Here is a 19,736-nt window from a genome sequence, read left to right on the forward strand (position 1 = left end):
TCGGAGAAATACCAGCTGCGCCCCCGCGACTGGGAAACAGCCGAACGCGAAGGCCGCACCATCACCCCCCTCATCACCCGGCTCAACGCCATCCGGCGCGCGAACCCTGCCCTGCGTCAGCTGCGCGACCTCCACTTCCACCACGCGGACAAGGACGCGGTGATCGCGTACTCGAAGCGGAGCGGATCGAACACTGTTCTGGTGGTCGCCAACCTCGACCCGCACCACACCCAGGAGGCCACGGTCTCGTTGGACATGCCGCAACTCGGCCTGGAATGGCACGAGTCGGTGCCGGTGCGCGACGAGCTCACCGGCGAGACCTATCACTGGGGCAGGTCCAACTATGTGCGCCTGGAACCGGGCACCCGTCCCGCGCACGTATGCACCGTCCTGCGACCGTCCACCCCGCAGATCGGAGGGTCACCCACAACATGATCGTCAACGAACCCGTTCCGGACACCTTCGAGGACACTCCCGCCAAGGACCGGGACCCTGATTGGTTCAAGCGTGCGGTCTTCTACGAGGTCCTCGTCCGTTCCTTCCAGGACAGCAACGGCGACGGAGTCGGCGACCTCAAGGGGATCACCGCCAAACTCGACTATCTGCAGTGGCTGGGCGTCGACTGCCTGTGGCTGCCGCCCTTCTTCAAGTCACCGCTCCGCGACGGCGGTTACGACGTCTCGGACTACACGGCCGTCCTCCCGGAGTTCGGTGACCTGGCCGACTTCGTCGAGTTCGTCGACGCCGCCCACCAGCGCGGCATGCGCGTCATCATCGATTTCGTCATGAACCACACCAGCGACCAGCACCCGTGGTTCCAGGAATCGAGAAAAGACCCCGACGGCCCCTACGGCGACTACTACGTCTGGGCGGAGGACGACAAGCAGTTCCCGGACGCGCGGATCATCTTCGTCGACACGGAGGCCTCCAACTGGACCTTCGACCCGGTCCGCAAGCAGTACTACTGGCACCGCTTCTTCTCCCACCAGCCGGACCTCAACTACGAGAACCCGGCCGTCCAGGAGGAGATGATCTCCGCCCTCCGTTTCTGGCTGGACCTGGGCATCGACGGCTTCCGCCTGGACGCGGTGCCGTACCTCTACCAGCAGGAGGGCACCAACTGCGAGAACCTGCCGGCCACCCATGAGTTCCTCAAGCGGGTGCGCAAGGAGATAGACGCGCACTACCCGGACACGGTCCTGCTGGCCGAGGCCAACCAGTGGCCGGAGGACGTCGTCGACTACTTCGGCGATTTCCAGAGCGGCGGCGACGAATGCCACATGGCATTCCACTTCCCCGTCATGCCCCGCATCTTCATGGCGGTACGACGGGAATCCCGCTACCCCGTCTCGGAAATCCTCGCCAAGACCCCCGCCATCCCCGCGGGCTGCCAGTGGGGAATCTTCCTGCGCAACCACGACGAGCTGACCCTGGAAATGGTCACCGACGAGGAACGCGACTACATGTGGGCGGAATACGCCAAGGACCCGCGTATGCGCGCCAACATCGGCATCCGCCGCCGGCTCGCCCCCCTCCTCGACAACGACCGCAACCAGATCGAGCTGTTCACCGCCCTGCTGCTGTCACTGCCCGGCTCGCCGATCCTCTACTACGGCGACGAGATCGGCATGGGCGACAACATCTGGCTCGGCGACCGCGACGCCGTACGCACCCCGATGCAGTGGACACCGGATCGCAACGCAGGTTTTTCGTCCTGTGACCCCGGGCGGCTGTTCCTGCCGACCATCATGGACCCGGTCTACGGCTACCAGGTCACCAATGTCGAGGCGTCGATGTCGTCGCCCTCGTCGCTGCTGCACTGGACCCGCCGCATGATCGAGATCCGCAAGCAGAACCCGGCCTTCGGCCTCGGGTCCTACACGGAACTCCAGTCCTCCAATCCGGCGGTGCTGGCCTTCCTGCGGGAGTACGAGGACGATCTCGTGCTGTGCGTGCACAACTTCTCGCGGTTCGCGCAGCCGACGGAGCTGGATCTGCGGATCTTCAACGGTCGGCATCCGGTCGAGCTGTTCGGCGGGGTGCGCTTCCCGGCCATCGGCGAGCTGCCGTACCTGCTGACACTGGCGGGACACGGCTTCTACTGGTTCCGGCTCCGCAAGGACCCCGCGTAGCGCCGCGCTGCGCCGCGCAGAACCCGGGGTGGGGCGGTTTCCCCTGTCCCACCCGGGGCACGCATCAGTAACACCCCGCCCACCCGGGGAAAGGAATGTGACACCATGGCGGAAACTGTCACACTTTCCGGCAAGACAAGTCCTGGCCTGCTCGCGTCCCTCGATCCCCTCCTGCGCGAATGGTTGCCACGGCAGCGCTGGTTCGCGGGCAAGGGACGGCCGGTCACCGGGTTCTCGCTGGTCACGGCCACCGAACTGTTGCCGGCCGACGGCAGGCTGGGCCTGTTCCACCTGCTGGTGCGCGCCCATCAGCCGCTCATGCTCGGCGCCGAAGCCCACCCCGGCGACTGCTACCAGTTGCTGATAGGCGTGCGCGAGGCGCTGCCGCCCCGGCTGGCGCCCGCGCTGATCGGACACGTGGACGAGGGCCCGCTCGCCGGACACACGGTGTACGACGCCCTGTACGACTCCCGGCCCGCCGAGGTGCTCCTGGAGGCGCTCCGCGCCCAGGCCCGCATCGGCGGGCTGCGCTTCGAGCGGGAACCCGGCGAGGAGATCCGCACCGGGCTCGTCCCACGGCTGGTGACGGCCGAGCAGTCGAACTCGTCGGTCGTCTACGGAGATACGTTCATCCTCAAGCTGTTGCGCCGGGTCGTCCCCGGTGTCAACCCCGACCTGGAACTGCCGCTGGCGCTCGCCCGCGAGGGCTGCCCCCGGGTGCCCGCGCCGACGGCGTGGCTGCGGGCGGAGCTGGCCGGGGAGTCGTATGTACTCGGCGTGCTCCAGCCGTTTCTGCAGGGTGCCACGGACGGCTGGGAGCTGGCGCTGCGCGAGCTGGCCAAGGGCGAGGACTTCGCCGCCGAGGCACGGGCGCTGGGCCGCGCCACGGCCGAGGTGCACACGGCACTCGCCCGCGCCCTGCCGACCGTCACCCTGGGCCACACCCAGCTGCAGCCGCTGGCCGACGGCATGATCGAGCGCCTGGAGGTGGCCGCGCAGGCGGTGCCCGCACTGCGGCCGTACGCCCCCGCCCTGCACTCCGCGTTCACCGCGCTCGCCGACCTGGCCGCGGAGGGCCGCACCTGGACCGCGCAGCGCATCCACGGCGATCTGCACCTCGGGCAGTGCCTGCGCTCGCCGGCCGGTCAGTGGTGGCTGATCGACTTCGAGGGCGAGCCGTCCAAACCGCTGGCGGAACGGCGGATGCCGCAGCCCCCGGTGCGGGACATCGCGGGGATGCTGCGGTCCTTCGACTACGCGGCCCATTCCGCCACCCCTCGTGCAGAGGGCTGGGCGCAGACGTGCCGGGCCGCCTACTGTTCCGGGTACGCCGAGGTCAGCGGCCAGGATCCACGCATGGATCCGGTACTGCTGCGCGCCTACGAGACGGACAAGGCGATCTACGAAGTCGTCTACGAGGCCCGTCACCGCCCCGACTGGCTGCCCGTTCCCATGGCGGCGATAGAGCGTTACGCCGCATCCGACCCTCACTGACCCGACCTCACCTTCGCCGAGGAGGCGCCGCCCGTGACCCCCCGCCCCACGCCCAGCGGTTCGGATCCGAAGAAGAAGGCCGCGAAGGCCGCGGAGAAGGCGACCGAGCCCAAGAAATCGGTGAAGAAGGCGGCGGCGAAGACCACCGCCGAGAAGGAGGTCACCAAAAAGGCCGTCGCGAAAAAGGCGGTCGCGGCGAAGACCACGGCGGCCGGTACAACGGCGAAGAAGAGCACGGCGAAGAAGGCCACGGCGAAGAAGACAGTCACCGAACAGACAGCGGTCAAGCAGACGGCCGCCAAACGGACAGCGGCCAAGAAGACGACGGTCAAGAAGACAGCAGCCAAGAAGACCGCGGCCAAGAAAGCGACGGCCACGAGGACTCCCGCCGAAAAGACCGTCGCCGCGGCGCAGAAGGTCACCGCGCCGGTTCCGGCCGTGTCGCCGGAGGTACCCGTCGGTGACCGCGAGCGGCTGCTCGCCGGAACTCATCACGACCCCCACACGGTGCTGGGCGCCCACCCGGTCCCCGGCGGGGTCGCCTTCCGTGCCTTCAGGCCGTACGCGCTGTCCGTGACGGTCGTCGCCGCGGACCTGCGGGCCGAGCTGCACGACGACGGGGACGGGTTCTTCTCCGCCCTGGTGTCCCTGACCGAAGTCCCCGAGTACCGGCTCCTCGTGCGGTACGAGGGCACGACCCTGGAGACCGAGGACGCGTACCGCTTCCTGCCCACGCTGGGCGAGCTCGACCTGCACCTGATCGGCGAGGGGCGGCACGAGTATCTGTGGCAGGTGCTCGGCGCGCACCCGATGACGCACCAGGGCGTGTCCGGCACCCGTTTCTCCGTGTGGGCGCCGAACGCCCGCGGTGTGCATGTGGCGGGCACCTTCAACTTCTGGGACGGCACCGGCCATCCCATGCGCTCGCTCGGCTCCTCCGGTGTCTGGGAGCTGTTCGCGCCGGGGATCGGCGAGGGCGAGCTGTACAAGTTCGAGATCACCCGGGCCGACGGTTCGAAGACGCTGCGGGCCGACCCGCTGGCCCGCCGCACGGAGGCCCCGCCGAACACCTCGTCTATCGTCACCGCGTCCCACCACGAGTGGCAGGACGCGCAGTGGCTGGAGCAGCGCGCGAACGTGCCCGCACACGAGGCTCCGTTCTCGGTCTACGAGGTCCATCTCCCGTCCTGGCGACCGGGTCTGACGTACCGTCAACTGGCGGAGCAGCTCCCCGCCTACGTCAAGGACCTGGGCTTCACCCACGTCGAACTGATGCCGATCGCGGAGCACCCCTTCGGCGGCTCCTGGGGCTACCAGGTCACCGGCTTCTACGCGCCCACGGCCCGCCTGGGCACCCCCGACGACTTCAAGTACCTGGTCGACGCGCTGCACCAGGCGGGCATCGGCGTCCTGATGGACTGGGTGCCGGCGCACTTCCCGCGCGACGACTGGGCCCTGGCGGAATTCGACGGCCGCCCCCTGTACGAGCACGAGGACCCGCTCCGCGCCGCGCACCCCGACTGGGGCACGCTGGAATTCGACTACGGCCGCCGGGAGGTGCGCAACTTCCTGGTCGCGAACGCCATCTACTGGTGCGAGGAGTTCCACATCGACGGCCTGCGCGTCGACGCGGTCGCCTCCATGCTCTACCTCGACTACTCGCGCGAGCCCGGCCAGTGGACCCCGAACGAGCACGGCGGCCGGGAGAACCTGGACGCGGTGGCGTTCCTGCAGGAGATGAACGCGACGGTGTACCGGCGGGTGCCGGGCGTGGTCACGATCGCCGAGGAGTCCACGGCCTGGGACGGCGTCACCCGGGCCACGCACCACCGGGGGCCTGGCGGCTTCGGCGGCCTTGGCTTCGGCCTCAAATGGAACATGGGCTGGATGCACGACTCCCTCGACTACATCAGCCACGATCCGATCCACCGCAAGTACCACCACAACGAGATGACCTTCTCGATGGTGTACGCCTACAGCGAGAACTACGTGCTGCCCATCTCGCACGACGAGGTGGTCCACGGCAAACGCTCACTGGTTTCGAAGATGCCGGGCGACTGGTGGCAGCAGCGCGCCAATCTCCGCGCCTATCTGGGCTTCATGTGGGCCCACCCCGGCAAGCAGCTCCTCTTCATGGGGCAGGAGTTCGCGCAGGGCGCGGAGTGGTCGGAGGCGCACGGTCCGGACTGGTGGCTGCTGGATCCGGCGTACGGGGCCGAGGCCGACCACCGCGGGGTCCGCGACCTGGTCCGCGACCTCAACATCGTCTACCGCCACACGCCCGCCCTGTGGCAGCGGGACACCGACCCGTCCGGCTTCCAGTGGATCGTCGGGGACGCGGCCGAGGACAACGTCTTCGCGTTCCTGCGTCTCGCTGCCGACGGCACCCCGCTCCTGGCGGTCTCGAACTTCTCCCCCCTGGTCCGCCACGACTACCGTCTGGGCGTTCCCGACGACGTCCCCGCCTGGCACGAATCCCTCAACACCGACATCGGAAAATACGGCGGCAGCGACGTGACCAACCCCGACATCATCAAGCCGGAACCCCACCCCCACCAGGGCCGCCCGGCCAGCATCAGGCTGACCCTGCCACCCCTTGCAACAGTCTGGCTCCGCCCGGCCTAGCTTTTCCCCTGGGGGCTGCCGCCCCCAGACCCCCGCTTCGGCCTGAACGGCCTCGTCCTCAAACGCCGGACGGGCTGAAAAAATCCAGCCCCTCCGGCGTTTGAGGAGCGGGGGTGGGGCGGCGGGGGCGAAATCAGCCGTTACGCCAGCGCCGCAGCCAAGGCCGCAGGCAGCGCCCGACTGTGCAGCACCCCCAACCTCTGCGTGGCCCGGGTCAACGCCACATACAGATCACTCGTGCCGTACAGCCCCGGCTCCACCACCAGCACCGAGTCGAACTCCAACCCCTTCGCCCCCCGAGGATCGAGCAACACCACACTCCGCGTCAGATCGGGCTCGCCCCCCGCCACGACCCCGTCCAGTCGAGCGGCCAGCTTCCCGTGCAGATGCCGCGGCGCAATCACCGCGAGCCGCCCCTCCGCGGGCGTCAGCTCCTCCACCGCCTTCGCCACCGCATCCGGCAGATCATCAACCGCCCGCGCCCAGGGCCGAACGCCAGTGGCCCGCACAGAACTCGGCGGTTCAAAACCCGGCTGCTCGGCCCGCACCACCGCCGCCGCGACCTCCATGATCTCGGCCGGAGTCCGGTAGTTGACCCCCAGCCGGGCGTGCTCCCAGCGGTCCTCGACATACGGCTCGAGAATCCCCGCCCAGGAACCGACCCCCGCCGCCTCCGCGGTCTGCGCCGGATCCCCGACCAGCGTCATCGACCGCGTCGGGCAGCGCCGCATCAGCAGCCGCCACGCCATCGGCGACAGCTCCTGCGCCTCGTCGACGATGATGTGCCCGAACGCCCAGGTCCGGTCGGCCGCCGCCCGCTCGGCGGCGCTGCGGTGGTCGTCCTCCTCCTGCCGCTCGGCGAACCGCTCGGCGTCGATGATGTCGTGCGCGGACAGGACCTCGGAGTCCTCCTCGTCCTTGTCCTCGAACTCGTAGGTCCGCGAGGCGTACGAGACGTCGAGCACGCCCTGCGCATACGCGACCTGCGTCTCCCGCTCCCGCTCGGCCCGCGCCCGCGCCACCCGCTCGTCCACGCCGAGCAGTTCGGCCGCCTCGTCGAGGAGCGGTACGTCCGCCACCGTCCACGCCCGCGTCACCGGACGGCGGATCGCGGCCGCGTCCTCGTCGGGGAGATAGCCGACGGGATCGGCGAGGAAGTCCGCGACCAGGCGCTGCGGGGTCAGCCGCGGCCACAACTGGTCGATGGCGGCCCACACTTCGGGGTTCTCGGCGATCTCGTCGCGGATCTGCGTGATGTCGCTCGGGTCCAGCAGACTGCTGCCGTCGAAGGGGTCCGTCCCGACCCGCTCGGCGTACATCTCGGTGAGCGTGTTGAGGATGTGCCCCTCGAAGTGCTCCCGGGCCACGTTGTGCGGCAGCCTGGCCGCACGGGTGCGCTCACGGGCCATCTTCACCAGGCCGTCGTCGAGCATCAGGACCTCCCGGTCGTGCTCGATCGCGATCACCGGGTCGGGCAGCGCCTGCCAGTCGCGTACGGCCTCGGCGAGCACGTCCGCCATGTCGGCGCGGCCCTTCACCGCGGCCGCCGCGCGGCTGTCGCTCGCCGTCGCCCTCACCCCGGGGAAAAGCTCCCCGACCGTCGCGAGCAGCACGCCCGTCTCACCGAGCGAGGGCAGCACCTCGCCGATGTAGCCGAGGAAGGCGGGGTTCGGGCCGACGATGAGCACGGCCCGCTTGGCGAGCAGTTCCCGGTGCTCGTAGAGCAGATAGGCGGCCCGGTGCAGGGCGACGGCCGTCTTGCCGGTGCCCGGACCGCCCTCGACCACCAGCACTCCCCGGTGCGGCGCCCGGATGATCTCGTCCTGCTCGGCCTGGATGGTCTGCACGATGTCGTGCATACGGCCGGTGCGCGCGGCGTCCAGGGCGGCGAGCAGCACCGCGTCGCCGGTCGGGTCCTCGTGGCCGGTCCGCTCCTGGTCCCCGAGGTCGAGGATCTCGTCGTGCAGGGCGGTGACCCGGCGCCCCTCCGTGGTGAGGTGCCGGCGTCGGCGCAGGCCCATCGGGGTGTGGCCGGTGGCCAGGTAGAAGGGGCGGGCGACACCGGCACGCCAGTCGATCAGGACCGGTGTGCGCTCGGCGTCGTCGGTGCGCAGCCCGATCCGGCCGATGTGGTGCCGGGTGCCGGAGGTGAAGTCGATACGGCCGAAGCACAGCGAACCGTCGACGGCGTTCAGCGCGGCGAGCAGCCCGGACCGCTCGGCGACCAGGATGTCCCGCTCCAGCCGGGCCTGCATGGGCGTGTTGCCCTGGGCGAGCGCATCCGTGACGCCGGCCTCGGTGTGGCCGCGCAGGGCGTCCACGCGCGCATACAGGGCGTCGATGAATTCCTGTTCCCTGCGAATTTCATCGCTGTTTGACAATTCCACTCCCGGGCAGATACAATGACGCCAGTGAACTTCTTTGCGACCCAATCCCCTTGAAGTCGCGAATCATTAAACTTACACAGAGAAATCCCCCGAGCGCAATTGCCCGGGGGATTTCTTCTGTACTGCGTGAGATCAGAGGACGTCCGCCAGCTCCGCCAGCAGCCGTCGCTTGGGCCGCGCCCCCACCATCGCCTTGATCGGCTCACCGCCCCGGAAGACCATGAACGTGGGCATCGAGAGCACCTTGTAGGCGTTCGTGGTCTCCGGATTGCGGTCCACGTTCAGCTGCACCACCTTGAGGCGGTCGGCCTCCTCGGCGGCCAGGGCGTGCAGCACCGGCCCCATCTGCCGGCACGGCGGGCACCAGTCCGCCGTGAACTCCACCAGCACCGGCAACTCGGACCCGATCACCTGCGCCGCGAAATCCTCGTCCGTCACATCGATCACAGTTCCTGCCCTCCCAGTTCGCACAACGGTGGTTCCCCGTCGGCCACGGCCAGCCGCACCGCGATCCGCGCCCGCACGGCCTGCAGCTCGCCGATCAACGCGTCGAGTTCGTCCAGCTTGCGCCGGTAGACCGCGAGCGAGGCCGGACACGAGTCGCCCTCCGGGTGCCCGGCCCGCAGACACTCCACGAAGGGGCGCGTCTCCTCCAGGTCGAACCCGAAGTCCTGCAGCGTCCGGATCTGCCGGAGCAGCTTCAGGTCGCTCTCGTCGTAGGTGCGGTAGCCGTTTCCGCCGCGCCGCGCGGGCAGCAGCCCGCGCGACTCGTAGTACCTCAGCGTCCGCGTCGTGGTCCCGGCCCGTTCGGCCAGCTCGCCGATTCGCATGCCACGAACGTAATCCTTGACGCCGACGTCAGGGCAAGGGCGGAAGGTCAGCGGCGGGGCGACGGGCCGGGACGCGGGCCGAGGAACCACTCCCCCGAGGGCGGTCCCCCGTGCGGCGGCGCGTCGTCCTCGTCGTCCTCGTCGTCCTGCGAGAACCAGTCCTCGTCCTCGCTGCCGTCCCGCACCCCGAGCAGCCGGCGCGTCAGCCGGTCACGGTCGGACAGGAGCTCGTCGAGGGCCTCCCGTACGTCGGCCGGTTCGGTGCGGGGGGCCTCGCGTTCCGCGCCGATCAGGACCGCCCGCCGTACGAGTTCCTTGGTGAAGGAGGCCGTCGTGCCCTCCGTCCGGGTCACGACCTCCTCGGTGATGTCCTCGTCGAGGCCGAGACCGGCGCCGTAGAGGGCGAGCAGGGCGGCACGGCCCGCCGCGTCCGGGAGCGGGATCTCCACGGCGAGGTCGACGCGGCCGGGGCGCTGCACGAGGGCCGGCTCCAGCAGGTCGGCGCGGTTGGTGGTGAGGAGGAAGGCGACGTCGGCGTCGTCACCGAGGCCGTCCATCTCGTTCAGCACCTGGAAGAGCAGGGGCTGCTCCCCGCCGCCGTAGTCGCGGGCCTCGGCGATCAGGTCGCAGTCCTCCAGCACCACCAGGGCGGGCTGCAGCATCCGGGCCAGCGCGCAGGCGGGGCCGATCGCGTTGATGCTCTCGCCGGACAGGATCACCACGGTGAACTGCGGCAGGTGGGAGAGGAGATAGCGGACGGTGTGGGTCTTGCCGGTGCCGGGAGGGCCGTAGAGGAGGAGACCGCGGCGCAGGTGCTGGCCCGCGGCGCGCAGCTGTTCCCGGCGCCTGGCCACACCGACGACCTGGCGCTCGACCCGCTCCAGCAGGCCGTCCGGCAGCACGATGTCCTCGCGGGTGAGGCCCGGGCGGCGGTGGAAGCGGAACGGGCCGAGGCCGTGGCCGAACTCCGAGCCCTCGAAGGAGAGGACCTGGCCGCGGAAGATGTTGTGCTCGCGCACGATCGCGTCGATCTCGGCCAGCAGCCGGTCCGCGAACGCCTTGTCCTGCGCGAGGACCTCGATCTCGACCTTGTTGCGCCCGTACTCGTCCGCCGGTCCGCGCAGCAGCACCGCGAACCGTTCGTCGCCGGCCGTCCCGAGGTAGAAGCCGCAGGAGACGCAGGCCAGTTCCTCGTCCGAGGAGACGGGCAGGTGCGCGTAGTCGACCGCGCCGATCGTGAAGCGGTCATAGCGGTCGGCTGCTTCGAGGATGTCGCCGAGGGTGAGCTCGCCGTGGTGCTGCGCGCCGCGCATGCCGATCAGGTCGTGGGAACGGCCGTCCGCCGCGAACCAGCGCTCCAGCGCCAGGTGCACATTGGGCAGGTCGTAGGGCGGATAGGCGGCCTTGACCACCGGGCGGTCGGTCGGCGCCGTACCCAGGTGCTCGCGCAGCCGCTTGGTGAGGTTGCGGCGGTCGTCGCCCTCCTTGCGCCGGGGGTGGGCCACGGCGGTGAGGAACTCGTGGAACAGCTCGCTGACCTGCTCCATCGACAGCGGCGACGGCTCGCGGTCCGCGCCGTACCGCCGCTCGTACTCGGCCGAGCTGACGATCTCGACCCGTTCGGACTCCCCCATGTCGCCTCCGTGCGTCCGGCCGTGCGCTCCGAGGCTCTCCAGCGTGGGCGCAACCGGCTCGCCGGGCAAAGGATTTAGGGCAGGTGTCGCCAAACGGTCGCCCGGCGGACCCGGACGGCTCAGACGGCCTGCGCCGTGTGGGCCGGCATCCCGGCCGACTCCTCGACCTCCAGCAGGGACGCACTCTGCCGTTCCTCGTCGAACGCCCTGCGGCCGCCCCGGAGCCCGAACAGCCGCTTGGCGAGGGCGATGTAGAGGACGGCGAGGACGTTGAGGACCAGCGTGCCGATCTTCAGCCAGCTGATGTGCTCGGTGAGCTCGTAGATCTCCAGGGGGAGGAAGGCGGCGGTGGCGACCACCGTGAGGTACTCCGCCCAGCGCTTGGCGTACCAGAGGCCGACCGCCTCGACGAGCTCGATCAGGGCGTACGCCAGCAGCAGTGCGGCCACCAGCAGCAGCGTGGAGTGCTTGTAGCCGAAAGTCTTCTGTACCGTGCCGACGATCGGCGAGTGGTCGAGGTCGTAGTGGAAGTGCCGGAAGACGGGCCGGAAGACGTCGAGGTACTCGTCGAAGAGCCGGCGCACCGAGTCCTGGCTGTTGCTGAACTTCCACACGGCCAGAGCCACCAGCACGATGAAGACGCCGCGCACGGCCCGCTCGATCGCCAGGAAGCGCAGGATGAACAGGTCGCGCAGGACCTTGCCGCGCGGCACGAGGGGCGCCTGCCCGGCCGGTCCCGAACCGTGCGGCTCGCCGAGCACGAAGTCGCCGCAGCGCAGACAGCGCCAGACGTCCCCGAGCGAGGTCCGTGCGTGCAGCCGCGCCTTCAGCCCCGGCTCGTCCGGCGCATACGTCACATGCCCCTTGCGGGCACATGTGCGCCGATCCCAGTCGACCTTCATCCCCCGTGCCTCCAACCAACGAACCGCGCCGCGCGTGTACTGCACCGGCGCGGCACGCTAGTGGACTTCGGTAAGAGATCGGTGAGGATCACCGGGGCGTCTTCCCGGCCGGAGGAAATGACGAAGCCGAGCGGTCGGGTCCACGGGGGAGGAACCCGACCGCTCGGCTGCTGTGCCGGGCGGCCGACCGACGGGGGAGCGTTCGGCCGCCCGGAGTCCCGGCGGGGCTCAGGCCTTCGCCAGCTCCTTCTCGCCGCCCTGCTCCGGCACCTCGGCGCGGATGTCCTCGTGCTCGTCCTGGAGGGTCGTCTCGTCGAAGGGCAGCTCGCCGGCGAGGACCAGCTTGACGCGCTCCTTGTCGATCTCCTTGGTCCAGGTGCCGACCAGGATGGTGGCGACGGAGTTGCCCGCGAAGTTCGTCAGGGCGCGGGCCTCGCTCATGAAGCGGTCGATGCCGACGATCAGGCCGACGCCGTCGACCAGGGCGGGCTTGTGCGACTGCAGACCACCGGCCAGCGTGGCCATACCGGCACCGCTGACACCCGCCGCGCCCTTGGAGGCGAGGAGCAGGAAGAGCAGCAGCGGGATCTGCTCTCCGATGGACATCGGGGTGCCCAGGGCGTCGGCGATGTAGAGGGACGCCATGGTCATGTAGATCATGGTGCCGTCGAGGTTGAAGGAGTAGCCGGTCGGGACGGTGATGCCGACGACGGGCTTGCTGACGCCCAGGTGCTCCATCTTCGCGATGAGCCGCGGCAGCGCGGACTCGGAGGAGGAGGTGGACAGGATCAGCAGGAACTCCCGGGCCAGGTACTTGAACAGCACGAAGATGTTCAGGCCCGCGACGACCCGCAGAAGCGTGCCGAGCACGATGAAGACGAACAGCACGCAGGTCGCGTAGAAGCCGAGCATCAGTACGGCGAGGCTCTTGAGCGCGTCGAGACCGGCGGAGCCGACCACGGCCGCGATGGCGCCGAAGGCACCGATCGGAGCGGCCCACATCACCATGGCGAGGATGCGGAAGACGAGCCGCTGGATGTGCTCCAGACCGCGCAGGATCGGCTGGCCGGTCGAGCCCATCGCCTGCAGCGCGAAGCCGGTGAGCAGCGCGATCAGCAGCACCTGCAGCACCTGCTCCTGCGCGAAGGCGGAGAGGAACGTGACCGGGATGATCGACAGGACGAACTCGACCGGCGGCAGTGCCTCGTCGGAGACCTGGTCGTGACCGGCGGCCTTGATCGCGTCGGTGAGGTGCAGGCCGTCACCGGGGTGCAGGATGTTGCCGACGACCAGACCGATGGTCAGCGCGACCAGCGACATCACCAGGAAGTAGCCGAGCGCGATACCACCGACGGCGCCGACCTTGGCGGCCTTGCGCACCGAGCCGATGCCGAGCACGATCGTGCAGAAGATGATCGGGGCGATCATCATCTTGATCAGGCTCACAAAGCCCGTACCGAGCGGCTTGAGTTCGACGCCCACGCTCGGCCAGATCAGACCCACGGCGATACCGAGGGCCACCGCTGCGATGACGGCGATGTAGAGATAGTGGGTGCGGTCCCGCTTCCCAGCGGGTGCGGCAGGTGCCGTATCGGGGGTGCTGGCGGCCACGGCTGCCCTCCTTGACGTCTTCGTCGGCATCACCGGCGTGCGGCTCACGTCCGGGTGGAGATGGGGATGGGGGTGCGGATCTCTGTGCCGGGAACGGTGGCTGGAACCTGATGCCCCGCTTCCACTCGCTCCCTCAATGCCGTGACTATGTCGTGCCCTGTGAGGGCGGTCACCCTTCCGTTCATTTAGTTCACGCTTAACCGTGGGGGCACACTGACGACATGCGCATCCCCCTGCCGCGCCCCCGCAGCCTGGCCGCCCAGCTCTTCGCCATGCAGGCCGTCCTGATAGCGGTCGTCGTCGCCGGGTATGCGCTGTTCACCTACGTCAGCGACCAGCGCCAGGCCGAGGACGCCGCGCGCCGCCAGGCCACGGCGGTGGCCCGCTCGGTCGCGGACTCGCCCTCCGTGCGGGAGGCGATCGGCACCTCGAATCCGACGGCGCGGCTGGAGCCGTACACCCTGCGGGTCCAGAAGGACACCGGGGTGGACTTCATCACGATCATGAGCCCCTCGGGGATCCGCTGGACCCATCCGGACCGGACGCAGATCGGCAAGCGCTTCCTCGGCCACATCGGTCCCGCCCAGCACGGCGACACCTTCACCGAGACGTACACCGGCACGCTCGGCGCGTCCTGGCGGGCGGTCACACCGGTGTGGAACGGCAACCGGGTCATCGGGCTGGTGAGCGCCGGCATCCGGGTGGAGGCGATCAGCCAGCGGGTGCAGGACCAGGTGACGGCCCTGATCGGCGTCGCGGCCGGGGCGCTCGGCCTCGGTGCCATCGGTACGTACGTCGTCAACGCCCGGCTGCGCCGGCACACCCACGGCATGAACGCGACCGAGCTCAGCCGGATGCACGACTACCACCAGGCGGCGCTGCACGCGGTGCGGGAGGGGCTGCTGATGCTGGACGGGCAGTACAGGGTGGCCCTGATCAACGACGGCGGCCGGGAGCTGCTGGGCGTCGGCCCGGAGGGGGAGGTGGTCGGGAGGTCGGTGGCGGACCTCGGGCTGCCCGGCCCGCTGACCGGGGCGCTGCTGGCCTCGGAGCCCCGGGTGGACGAGGTGCATCTGACCGCGGACCGTGTCCTCGTCGTCAACACCTCCCCGGTGTCGGGCGGCGAGCGGCGGGGCACCGTGGTCACCCTCCGCGACGTGACCGAACTCCAGTCCCTGATGGGCGAGTTGGACTCCGAGCGGGGTTTCACCCAGGCCCTGCGCTCGCAGGCGCACGAGGCGGCCAACCGCCTGCACACGGTGGTGTCGCTGATCGAGCTCGGGCGGGCCGAGGAGGCCGTGGACTTCGCGACGGCCGAACTGGAACTGGCCCAGGCACTGACCGACCAGGTGGTGGCGGCGGTGAGCGAGCCGGTGCTGGCGGCCCTGCTGCTCGGCAAGACGGCCCAGGCCAACGAGCGGGGCGTGGAACTGGTGGTGTCGGAGGACAGCCGCCTCGACGACGGCCTGCTCCCGCCGAGCCTCCCGGCCCGCGATCTGGTGACGATCCTCGGCAATCTGATCGACAACGCGGTGGACGCGGCGCAGGGCAGCATCGGCGCCCGGGTGACGGTGACGGCGTACGCGGAGGGCGGCACGGAGCTGGTGATGCGGGTCGCGGACTCCGGCACGGGGGTGGATCCCGCCCATGCCGAGCTGGTATTCCAACGGGGGTTCTCGACGAAGCCGGCCGGCCCGGGCGGCCGGGGCCTCGGGCTGGCCCTGGTACGGCAGGCGGTCACCCGGCAGAAGGGCACGTTGACGGTGACGGAAGGCGCAGAGGATGGGGCGGGCGGCGCGGTGTTCGAGGTACGGCTGCCTCTGGGTACGGGCGTCACTCCGGCCGAGGCGCCCGGGCGCGCCACGGTGAGAGGTGACGCATGACGACCCAGCAGCCCCTCCGCGTCCTCGTCGCGGACACCCCCGCGGCTCCGGACCCGCACACCGGCCCGGCACCGGACACCGCCGGCCGACGGGACCAGCGCACATGGCCTGCCGCGGACAGGCAGGCACGCGGCACCGCCCCCGGAGCACCGCTGCCCCCGCTCACAACCCCCCGCCCCACCCGAGCGACCGGGCGCGCCGCCACGAGAGGTGACGCATGACGACCCAGCAGCCCATCCGTGTCCTGGTCGTGGAGGACGATCCGGTGGCCGCCGACGCGCACGTCATGTACGTCGGCCGGGTTCCCGGCTTCGTGGCCGTCGGGAAGGCGCACACGGGCGCGGAGGCGCGGAGGCTGCTGGAGCGTACGCCCGTGGACCTGCTGCTGCTGGATCTGCATCTGCCGGATGTGCACGGGCTGCAGCTCGCCCGGTCGCTGCGGGCGGCCGGTCACCATGCGGACGTGATCGCGGTGACGTCGGCACGGGATCTGACCGTGGTGCGGGAGGGCGTGTCGCTGGGAGTGGTGCAGTACGTGCTGAAGCCGTTCACCTTCGCGACCCTGCGGGACCGGCTGGTGCGGTACGCCGAGTTCCATGCGGCGGTGGGCGAGGCGAGCGGGCAGGACGAGGTGGACCGGGCGCTGGCCACGCTGCGGGCGCCCTCGCCGGCCGCGCTGCCCAAGGGGCTGAGCGCGCCGACCCTGGAGCGCGTGACCGTGGCGTTGCGGGACTGCGGGGAGGGGCTGACCGCGGCGGCGCTGGCGGAGGCGGTGGGGATCTCCCGGATCACCGCCCGGCGGTATCTGGAGCATCTGGTGGACGCGGGACGGGCGGCGCGGGCTCCGCAGTACGGGACCGTGGGGCGGCCGGAGTTGCAGTACCGGTGGGTGCGGAACGAGAAGGGGGAAGCGGATCGGGGACGTTAGGTCGCCGCACACTCATTGACCTGACTAGACCACTCCTCCTACCTTCACCGGGCAACCATCTCGGCCGACAACGAAGTTGAGCCCGCAGGAGGTCACGCCCGTGCGCCCCACCGCCGCCTTCCCCCTCCTCCCCGTCCTCCTCACCACCGCCCTCGCCGCGACCACCCTCACAGCCTGCGGCAACGGCTCCGGCAGCGACCCGGACACCGTCCGGGTCTCCTTCAAGCAGTCCACGGACAACTCCATCAAGGTGATGGACGGCTTCCTCGCCGACATCACGAAGCAGTTCGAGAAGAAGTACCCCGGCAAGAAGGTCGAACTCGTCCCGATCAAGGCCCCGGACTCGGAGTACTACACCAAGCTCCAGCAGATGCTCCGCTCCCCCAAGACCGCCCCCGACCTGGTCTACGAGGACACCTTCCTCATCAACTCGGACATCACCAGCGGGTACTTGAGGCCGCTGGACCCGTACCTCGACAAGTGGCCGGACTGGAAGCAGTTCATCGGCACGGCGAGGACCGCCGCCAAGGCCGAGGACGGGAAGACGTACGGCGTCCCGGACGGCACCGACACCCGCGGGCTCTGGTTCGACAAGGGCATCTTCAAGAAGGCCGGTCTGCCGGCGAACTGGCAGCCGAAGACCTGGGACGACGTCCTCGCCGCGGCCCGCACGATCAGGAAGAAGGTCCCGGGCGTCACCCCGCTCAACGTCTACACCGGCAAACCCGCCGGCGAGGCCGCCACCATGCAGACCTTCGAGATGCTCCTCTACGGCACCGGCGACGGGACCACCGACCCCCTCTACGACAGGTCGGCCAAGAAGTGGATCGCCGGGAGCCAGGGCTTCAAGGACGCGCTCCGGTTCGTCGAGACCGTCTACAGGGAGAAGCTCGGCCCGGACGTCTCCGACGCCCTGGACCCCAACATCCAGACCATCGTGGCCGGCGAGCTGCTGCCGAAGGGCAAGCTGGGCATCGCCCTCGACGGCTCGTGGCTGCCGCAGGCCTGGCTGAAGGGCAGCGGCCACGAATGGCCGCAGTGGTCCAGCGAGTTGGGGCTGGCGTACATGCCGACCCAGCACGGCCAGGCCCCCGGCAAGGTGAGCATGTCGGGCGGCTGGACCTGGGCGATCCCCTCCAAGGCCGGGAACCCCGACCTCGCCTTCGACTTCATCAGGACGATGCAGACGAAGGCGAACGCGGAGAAGTGGTACATCACCAACTCCGGTATCGCGGTACGCGACGACGTGGCGCGCGATCCGTCGTACACAAGCGCCCAGCCCGGTATCAAGTTCTTCACGGGCCTCGTGTCGAGCACCCACTACCGGCCCGCCTACCCGGCGTACCCGAAGGTGTCCACCGCCATCCAGGAAGCCATGGAGGGCGTGACGACGGGCGACATGTCCGTCGACAAGGCGGCGAGCGGGTACGACGACGCGCTCAAGGACGCCACGGACAACCAGGTCGTCAAGAAGTGAGCGGCGGAGACCACACATGACCGCAGCGACCCCGCATGCGGCAGGCGCGAAGGCCGCCGAGCCGCCCTCGCGCCCGCCCGCCCCGTCCGAGCGCCGGCCCCGCCGGACGCTCCCCCGCGCCCTCGCCCGCCTGCTTCCCCTCTCCCCCGCCGTCACCCTTCTGCTCCTGTTCCTCGCCGGCCCGATCGCCTACTGCGCCTACATCGCCTTCACCGACCTCCAGCTCACCGGCCAGGCCCACGCGTCCTTCGTCGGCCTCGCGAACTTCCGCAAGGCCTTCCAGGACGAGGAGTTCCTCAACGCCGTATGGCTGACGCTGGTGTTCACGGTCCTGTCGTCGCTGCTCGGCCAGAACACCCTCGGGCTGGCGCTGGCGGTGCTGATGCAGCGCGCGTCGAAGCCCGTCCGCACCCTGACCGGCGGCATCGTGGTCACGGCGTGGGTCCTGCCGGAGGTCGTCGCCGGGTTCCTCCTCTACGCCTTCTTCCGCCGCGAGGGCACCCTGAACGCCATCCTGGACCGGCTCCATCTCCCGTCCCAGAACTGGCTGTTCACCCTTCCGATCCTGGCCGTGTCGTTCGCCAATGTATGGCGGGGCACGGCTTTCTCGATGCTGGTCTACTCGGCGGCACTGAACGAGATCCCGAAGGAGATCACTGAGGCCGCCGAGGTGGACGGCGCGGGCGGCCGGCGCCGTATGTGGCACATCACGTTGCCGATGATCCGGCGCTCCATCGGCACCAACCTGATGCTGAACACCCTCCAGACCCTGTCCGTCTTCGGCCTGATCTGGGTGATGACGCGAGGCGGCCCGGGCAACAAGAGCCAGACCCTGCCCCTGTTCATGTACGAGCAGGCCTTCCAGAACAGCATGATCGGCTACGGCACCGCCGTCGCCCTGTTGCTGCTCCTGGTCGGCTCGCTGTTCTCCCTCGTCTATCTGCGCCTGCTGCGGACGGAGGTCTGACCCCCACCATGGCCCGCACACTCGCCTCCCGCCGCCGCGGCCGCCGACTGGCCGCCGACGCCGGTCTGCTGGTGGTGGCCGCCGCCTTCGCGCTCCCGCTCGCCTGGGTGCTGCTGTCGTCGGTCGACCCGCATGCGAACTTGAAGGTGAAGGCCCCCGACGGTTTCACCTGGTCCCATTTCGACGCCATCCTGACCTCGGACATCACCTTCACACCGCTGCTCAACAGCCTCGTCCTGTGCGGCGGCGCGACGCTGCTGACGGTGGTGTGCGCGGCCCTGGCGGCGTACCCGCTCTCCCGTTTCCGGTCCCGGCTCAACCGCCCGTTCCTGCTGACCATCCTCTTCGCGACGAGTCTGCCCATCACGGCGATCATGGTGCCGGTGTACGCGCTGTTCGTTCAGGTGAACCTGATCGACACCGTGCAGGGCACGATCCTCTTCTTCGCCGCCTCCCAACTCCCCTTCGCCATCTGGCTGATGAAGAACTTCATGGACGGCGTCCCGAAGGAGCTGGAGGAGGCGGCGTGGACCGACGGGGCGTCCTCGATGCAGTCACTGGTCCGGATCGTGCTGCCGCTGATGGGGCCGGGGGTGGCGGTGGTGACGGTGTTCTCGTTCGTGGTCATGTGGGGGAACTTCTTCGTCCCCTTCATGCTGCTCCTGACCCCCGACCAGATGCCGGCCTCGGTGAGCATCAACGAGTTCTTCGGCAACCGGGGCATGGTGGCCTACGGGCAGCTGGCGGCCTTCTCGATCGTCTACTCGACGCCGGTGATCCTGCTGTACGTGCTGATCGCCCGGCGGCTGGGCGGCGGGTTCGCGCTGGGCGGCGCGGTCAAGGGGTGAGCCGGTCCGGGAACCCCG

Annotated in this window: 15 protein-coding genes; 9 read left to right on the forward strand and 6 right to left on the reverse strand. The window is 69.7% G+C overall.

Annotation, left to right across the window (positions count from 1 at the left end):
• From ABT254_RS25045 to glgB, 4 genes are all read left to right on the forward strand, one after another.
• A partial coding sequence (locus tag ABT254_RS25045; RefSeq protein WP_351474137.1) for an alpha-glucosidase C-terminal domain-containing protein occupies positions 1-435 on the forward strand: 435 nt, incomplete at its 5' end.
• Positions 432-2,132, forward strand: coding sequence for a maltose alpha-D-glucosyltransferase (treS, locus tag ABT254_RS25050; RefSeq protein WP_344399054.1), 1,701 nt, complete (start codon positions 432-434; stop codon positions 2,130-2,132). The genes ABT254_RS25045 and treS, both read left to right, overlap by 4 nt.
• Before the next feature lie 105 nt (positions 2,133-2,237).
• The gene (locus tag ABT254_RS25055; protein WP_351474139.1) at positions 2,238-3,626 is read left to right on the forward strand and encodes a maltokinase N-terminal cap-like domain-containing protein; all 1,389 of its coding nucleotides are present in this window, start codon (positions 2,238-2,240) and stop codon (positions 3,624-3,626) included.
• A 33-nt stretch (positions 3,627-3,659) separates the two neighbouring features.
• Positions 3,660-6,251, forward strand: a complete 2,592-nt coding sequence (gene glgB, locus ABT254_RS25060; protein ID WP_351474142.1) for a 1,4-alpha-glucan branching enzyme — start codon at positions 3,660-3,662, stop codon at positions 6,249-6,251.
• A gap of 140 nt (positions 6,252-6,391) precedes the next feature.
• On the opposite strand, the gene ABT254_RS25065 is transcribed toward glgB, so the two are convergent.
• The 6 genes from ABT254_RS25065 to ABT254_RS25090 form a co-directional block, all read right to left on the reverse strand.
• The gene (locus ABT254_RS25065) at positions 6,392-8,614 is read right to left on the reverse strand and encodes a HelD family protein (RefSeq protein WP_351474670.1); all 2,223 of its coding nucleotides are present in this window, start codon (positions 8,612-8,614) and stop codon (positions 6,392-6,394) included.
• A 156-nt stretch (positions 8,615-8,770) separates the two neighbouring features.
• Positions 8,771-9,085, reverse strand: coding sequence for a thioredoxin family protein (locus ABT254_RS25070; protein ID WP_351474145.1), 315 nt, complete (start codon positions 9,083-9,085; stop codon positions 8,771-8,773).
• On the reverse strand, positions 9,082-9,468 hold the full coding sequence (locus ABT254_RS25075) for a MerR family transcriptional regulator (RefSeq protein ID WP_351474148.1): 387 nt from the start codon (positions 9,466-9,468) through the stop codon (positions 9,082-9,084). The genes ABT254_RS25070 and ABT254_RS25075 overlap by 4 nt, the downstream gene beginning before the upstream one ends.
• A gap of 47 nt (positions 9,469-9,515) precedes the next feature.
• Positions 9,516-11,102, reverse strand: a complete 1,587-nt coding sequence (locus ABT254_RS25080) for an AAA family ATPase (protein ID WP_351474150.1) — start codon at positions 11,100-11,102, stop codon at positions 9,516-9,518.
• A gap of 119 nt (positions 11,103-11,221) precedes the next feature.
• Positions 11,222-12,004: a DUF2127 domain-containing protein gene (locus ABT254_RS25085; RefSeq protein ID WP_351474153.1), complete on the reverse strand. Its 783-nt coding sequence runs from the start codon at positions 12,002-12,004 to the stop codon at positions 11,222-11,224.
• A gap of 228 nt (positions 12,005-12,232) precedes the next feature.
• The gene (locus tag ABT254_RS25090; RefSeq protein WP_351474672.1) at positions 12,233-13,645 is read right to left on the reverse strand and encodes a cation:dicarboxylate symporter family transporter; all 1,413 of its coding nucleotides are present in this window, start codon (positions 13,643-13,645) and stop codon (positions 12,233-12,235) included.
• Between the two features lie 191 nt (positions 13,646-13,836).
• On the opposite strand from ABT254_RS25090, the gene ABT254_RS25095 reads away from it, so the two are divergent.
• The 5 genes from ABT254_RS25095 (at position 13,837) to ABT254_RS25115 (ending at position 19,718) form a co-directional block, all read left to right on the forward strand.
• Positions 13,837-15,498: a sensor histidine kinase gene (locus ABT254_RS25095; protein ID WP_351474156.1), complete on the forward strand. Its 1,662-nt coding sequence runs from the start codon at positions 13,837-13,839 to the stop codon at positions 15,496-15,498.
• A gap of 217 nt (positions 15,499-15,715) precedes the next feature.
• Positions 15,716-16,426, forward strand: a complete 711-nt coding sequence (locus ABT254_RS25100) for a response regulator (protein WP_351474159.1) — start codon at positions 15,716-15,718, stop codon at positions 16,424-16,426.
• A 100-nt stretch (positions 16,427-16,526) separates the two neighbouring features.
• Positions 16,527-17,903 (forward strand): extracellular solute-binding protein, encoded by a 1,377-nt coding sequence (locus ABT254_RS25105; protein ID WP_351474162.1) that lies wholly within the window; start codon positions 16,527-16,529, stop codon positions 17,901-17,903.
• A gap of 16 nt (positions 17,904-17,919) precedes the next feature.
• On the forward strand, positions 17,920-18,870 hold the full coding sequence (locus ABT254_RS25110; protein WP_351474165.1) for a carbohydrate ABC transporter permease: 951 nt from the start codon (positions 17,920-17,922) through the stop codon (positions 18,868-18,870).
• Positions 18,871-18,878: 8 nt separating this feature from the next.
• A complete protein-coding gene (locus tag ABT254_RS25115; RefSeq protein WP_351474168.1) occupies positions 18,879-19,718 on the forward strand; it encodes a carbohydrate ABC transporter permease in 840 nt (279 codons plus the stop codon).
• The last annotated feature ends 18 nt before the right edge of the window (positions 19,719-19,736 follow it).

The organism is Streptomyces sp. NPDC001137 (assembly GCF_040298885.1).
In the GTDB taxonomy this organism is placed as follows: domain Bacteria; phylum Actinomycetota; class Actinomycetes; order Streptomycetales; family Streptomycetaceae; genus Streptomyces.

Bases quoted from the DNA above. Each gene is read 5' to 3' on its own strand.
- ABT254_RS25115 (WP_351474168.1), top strand. From the start codon at position 18,879: ATGGCCCGCACACTCGCCTCCCGCCGCCGCGGCCGCCGACTGGCCGCC.
- treS (WP_344399054.1), top strand. From the start codon at position 432: ATGATCGTCAACGAACCCGTTCCGGACACCTTCGAGGACACTCCCGCC.
- ABT254_RS25085 (WP_351474153.1), bottom strand. From the start codon at position 12,004: ATGAAGGTCGACTGGGATCGGCGCACATGTGCCCGCAAGGGGCATGTG.
- ABT254_RS25110 (WP_351474165.1), top strand. From the start codon at position 17,920: ATGACCGCAGCGACCCCGCATGCGGCAGGCGCGAAGGCCGCCGAGCCG.
- ABT254_RS25075 (WP_351474148.1), bottom strand. From the start codon at position 9,468: ATGCGAATCGGCGAGCTGGCCGAACGGGCCGGGACCACGACGCGGACG.
- ABT254_RS25055 (WP_351474139.1), top strand. From the start codon at position 2,238: ATGGCGGAAACTGTCACACTTTCCGGCAAGACAAGTCCTGGCCTGCTC.
- ABT254_RS25090 (WP_351474672.1), bottom strand. From the start codon at position 13,645: ATGCCGACGAAGACGTCAAGGAGGGCAGCCGTGGCCGCCAGCACCCCC.
- ABT254_RS25080 (WP_351474150.1), bottom strand. From the start codon at position 11,102: ATGGGGGAGTCCGAACGGGTCGAGATCGTCAGCTCGGCCGAGTACGAG.
- ABT254_RS25095 (WP_351474156.1), top strand. From the start codon at position 13,837: ATGCGCATCCCCCTGCCGCGCCCCCGCAGCCTGGCCGCCCAGCTCTTC.
- ABT254_RS25100 (WP_351474159.1), top strand. From the start codon at position 15,716: ATGACGACCCAGCAGCCCATCCGTGTCCTGGTCGTGGAGGACGATCCG.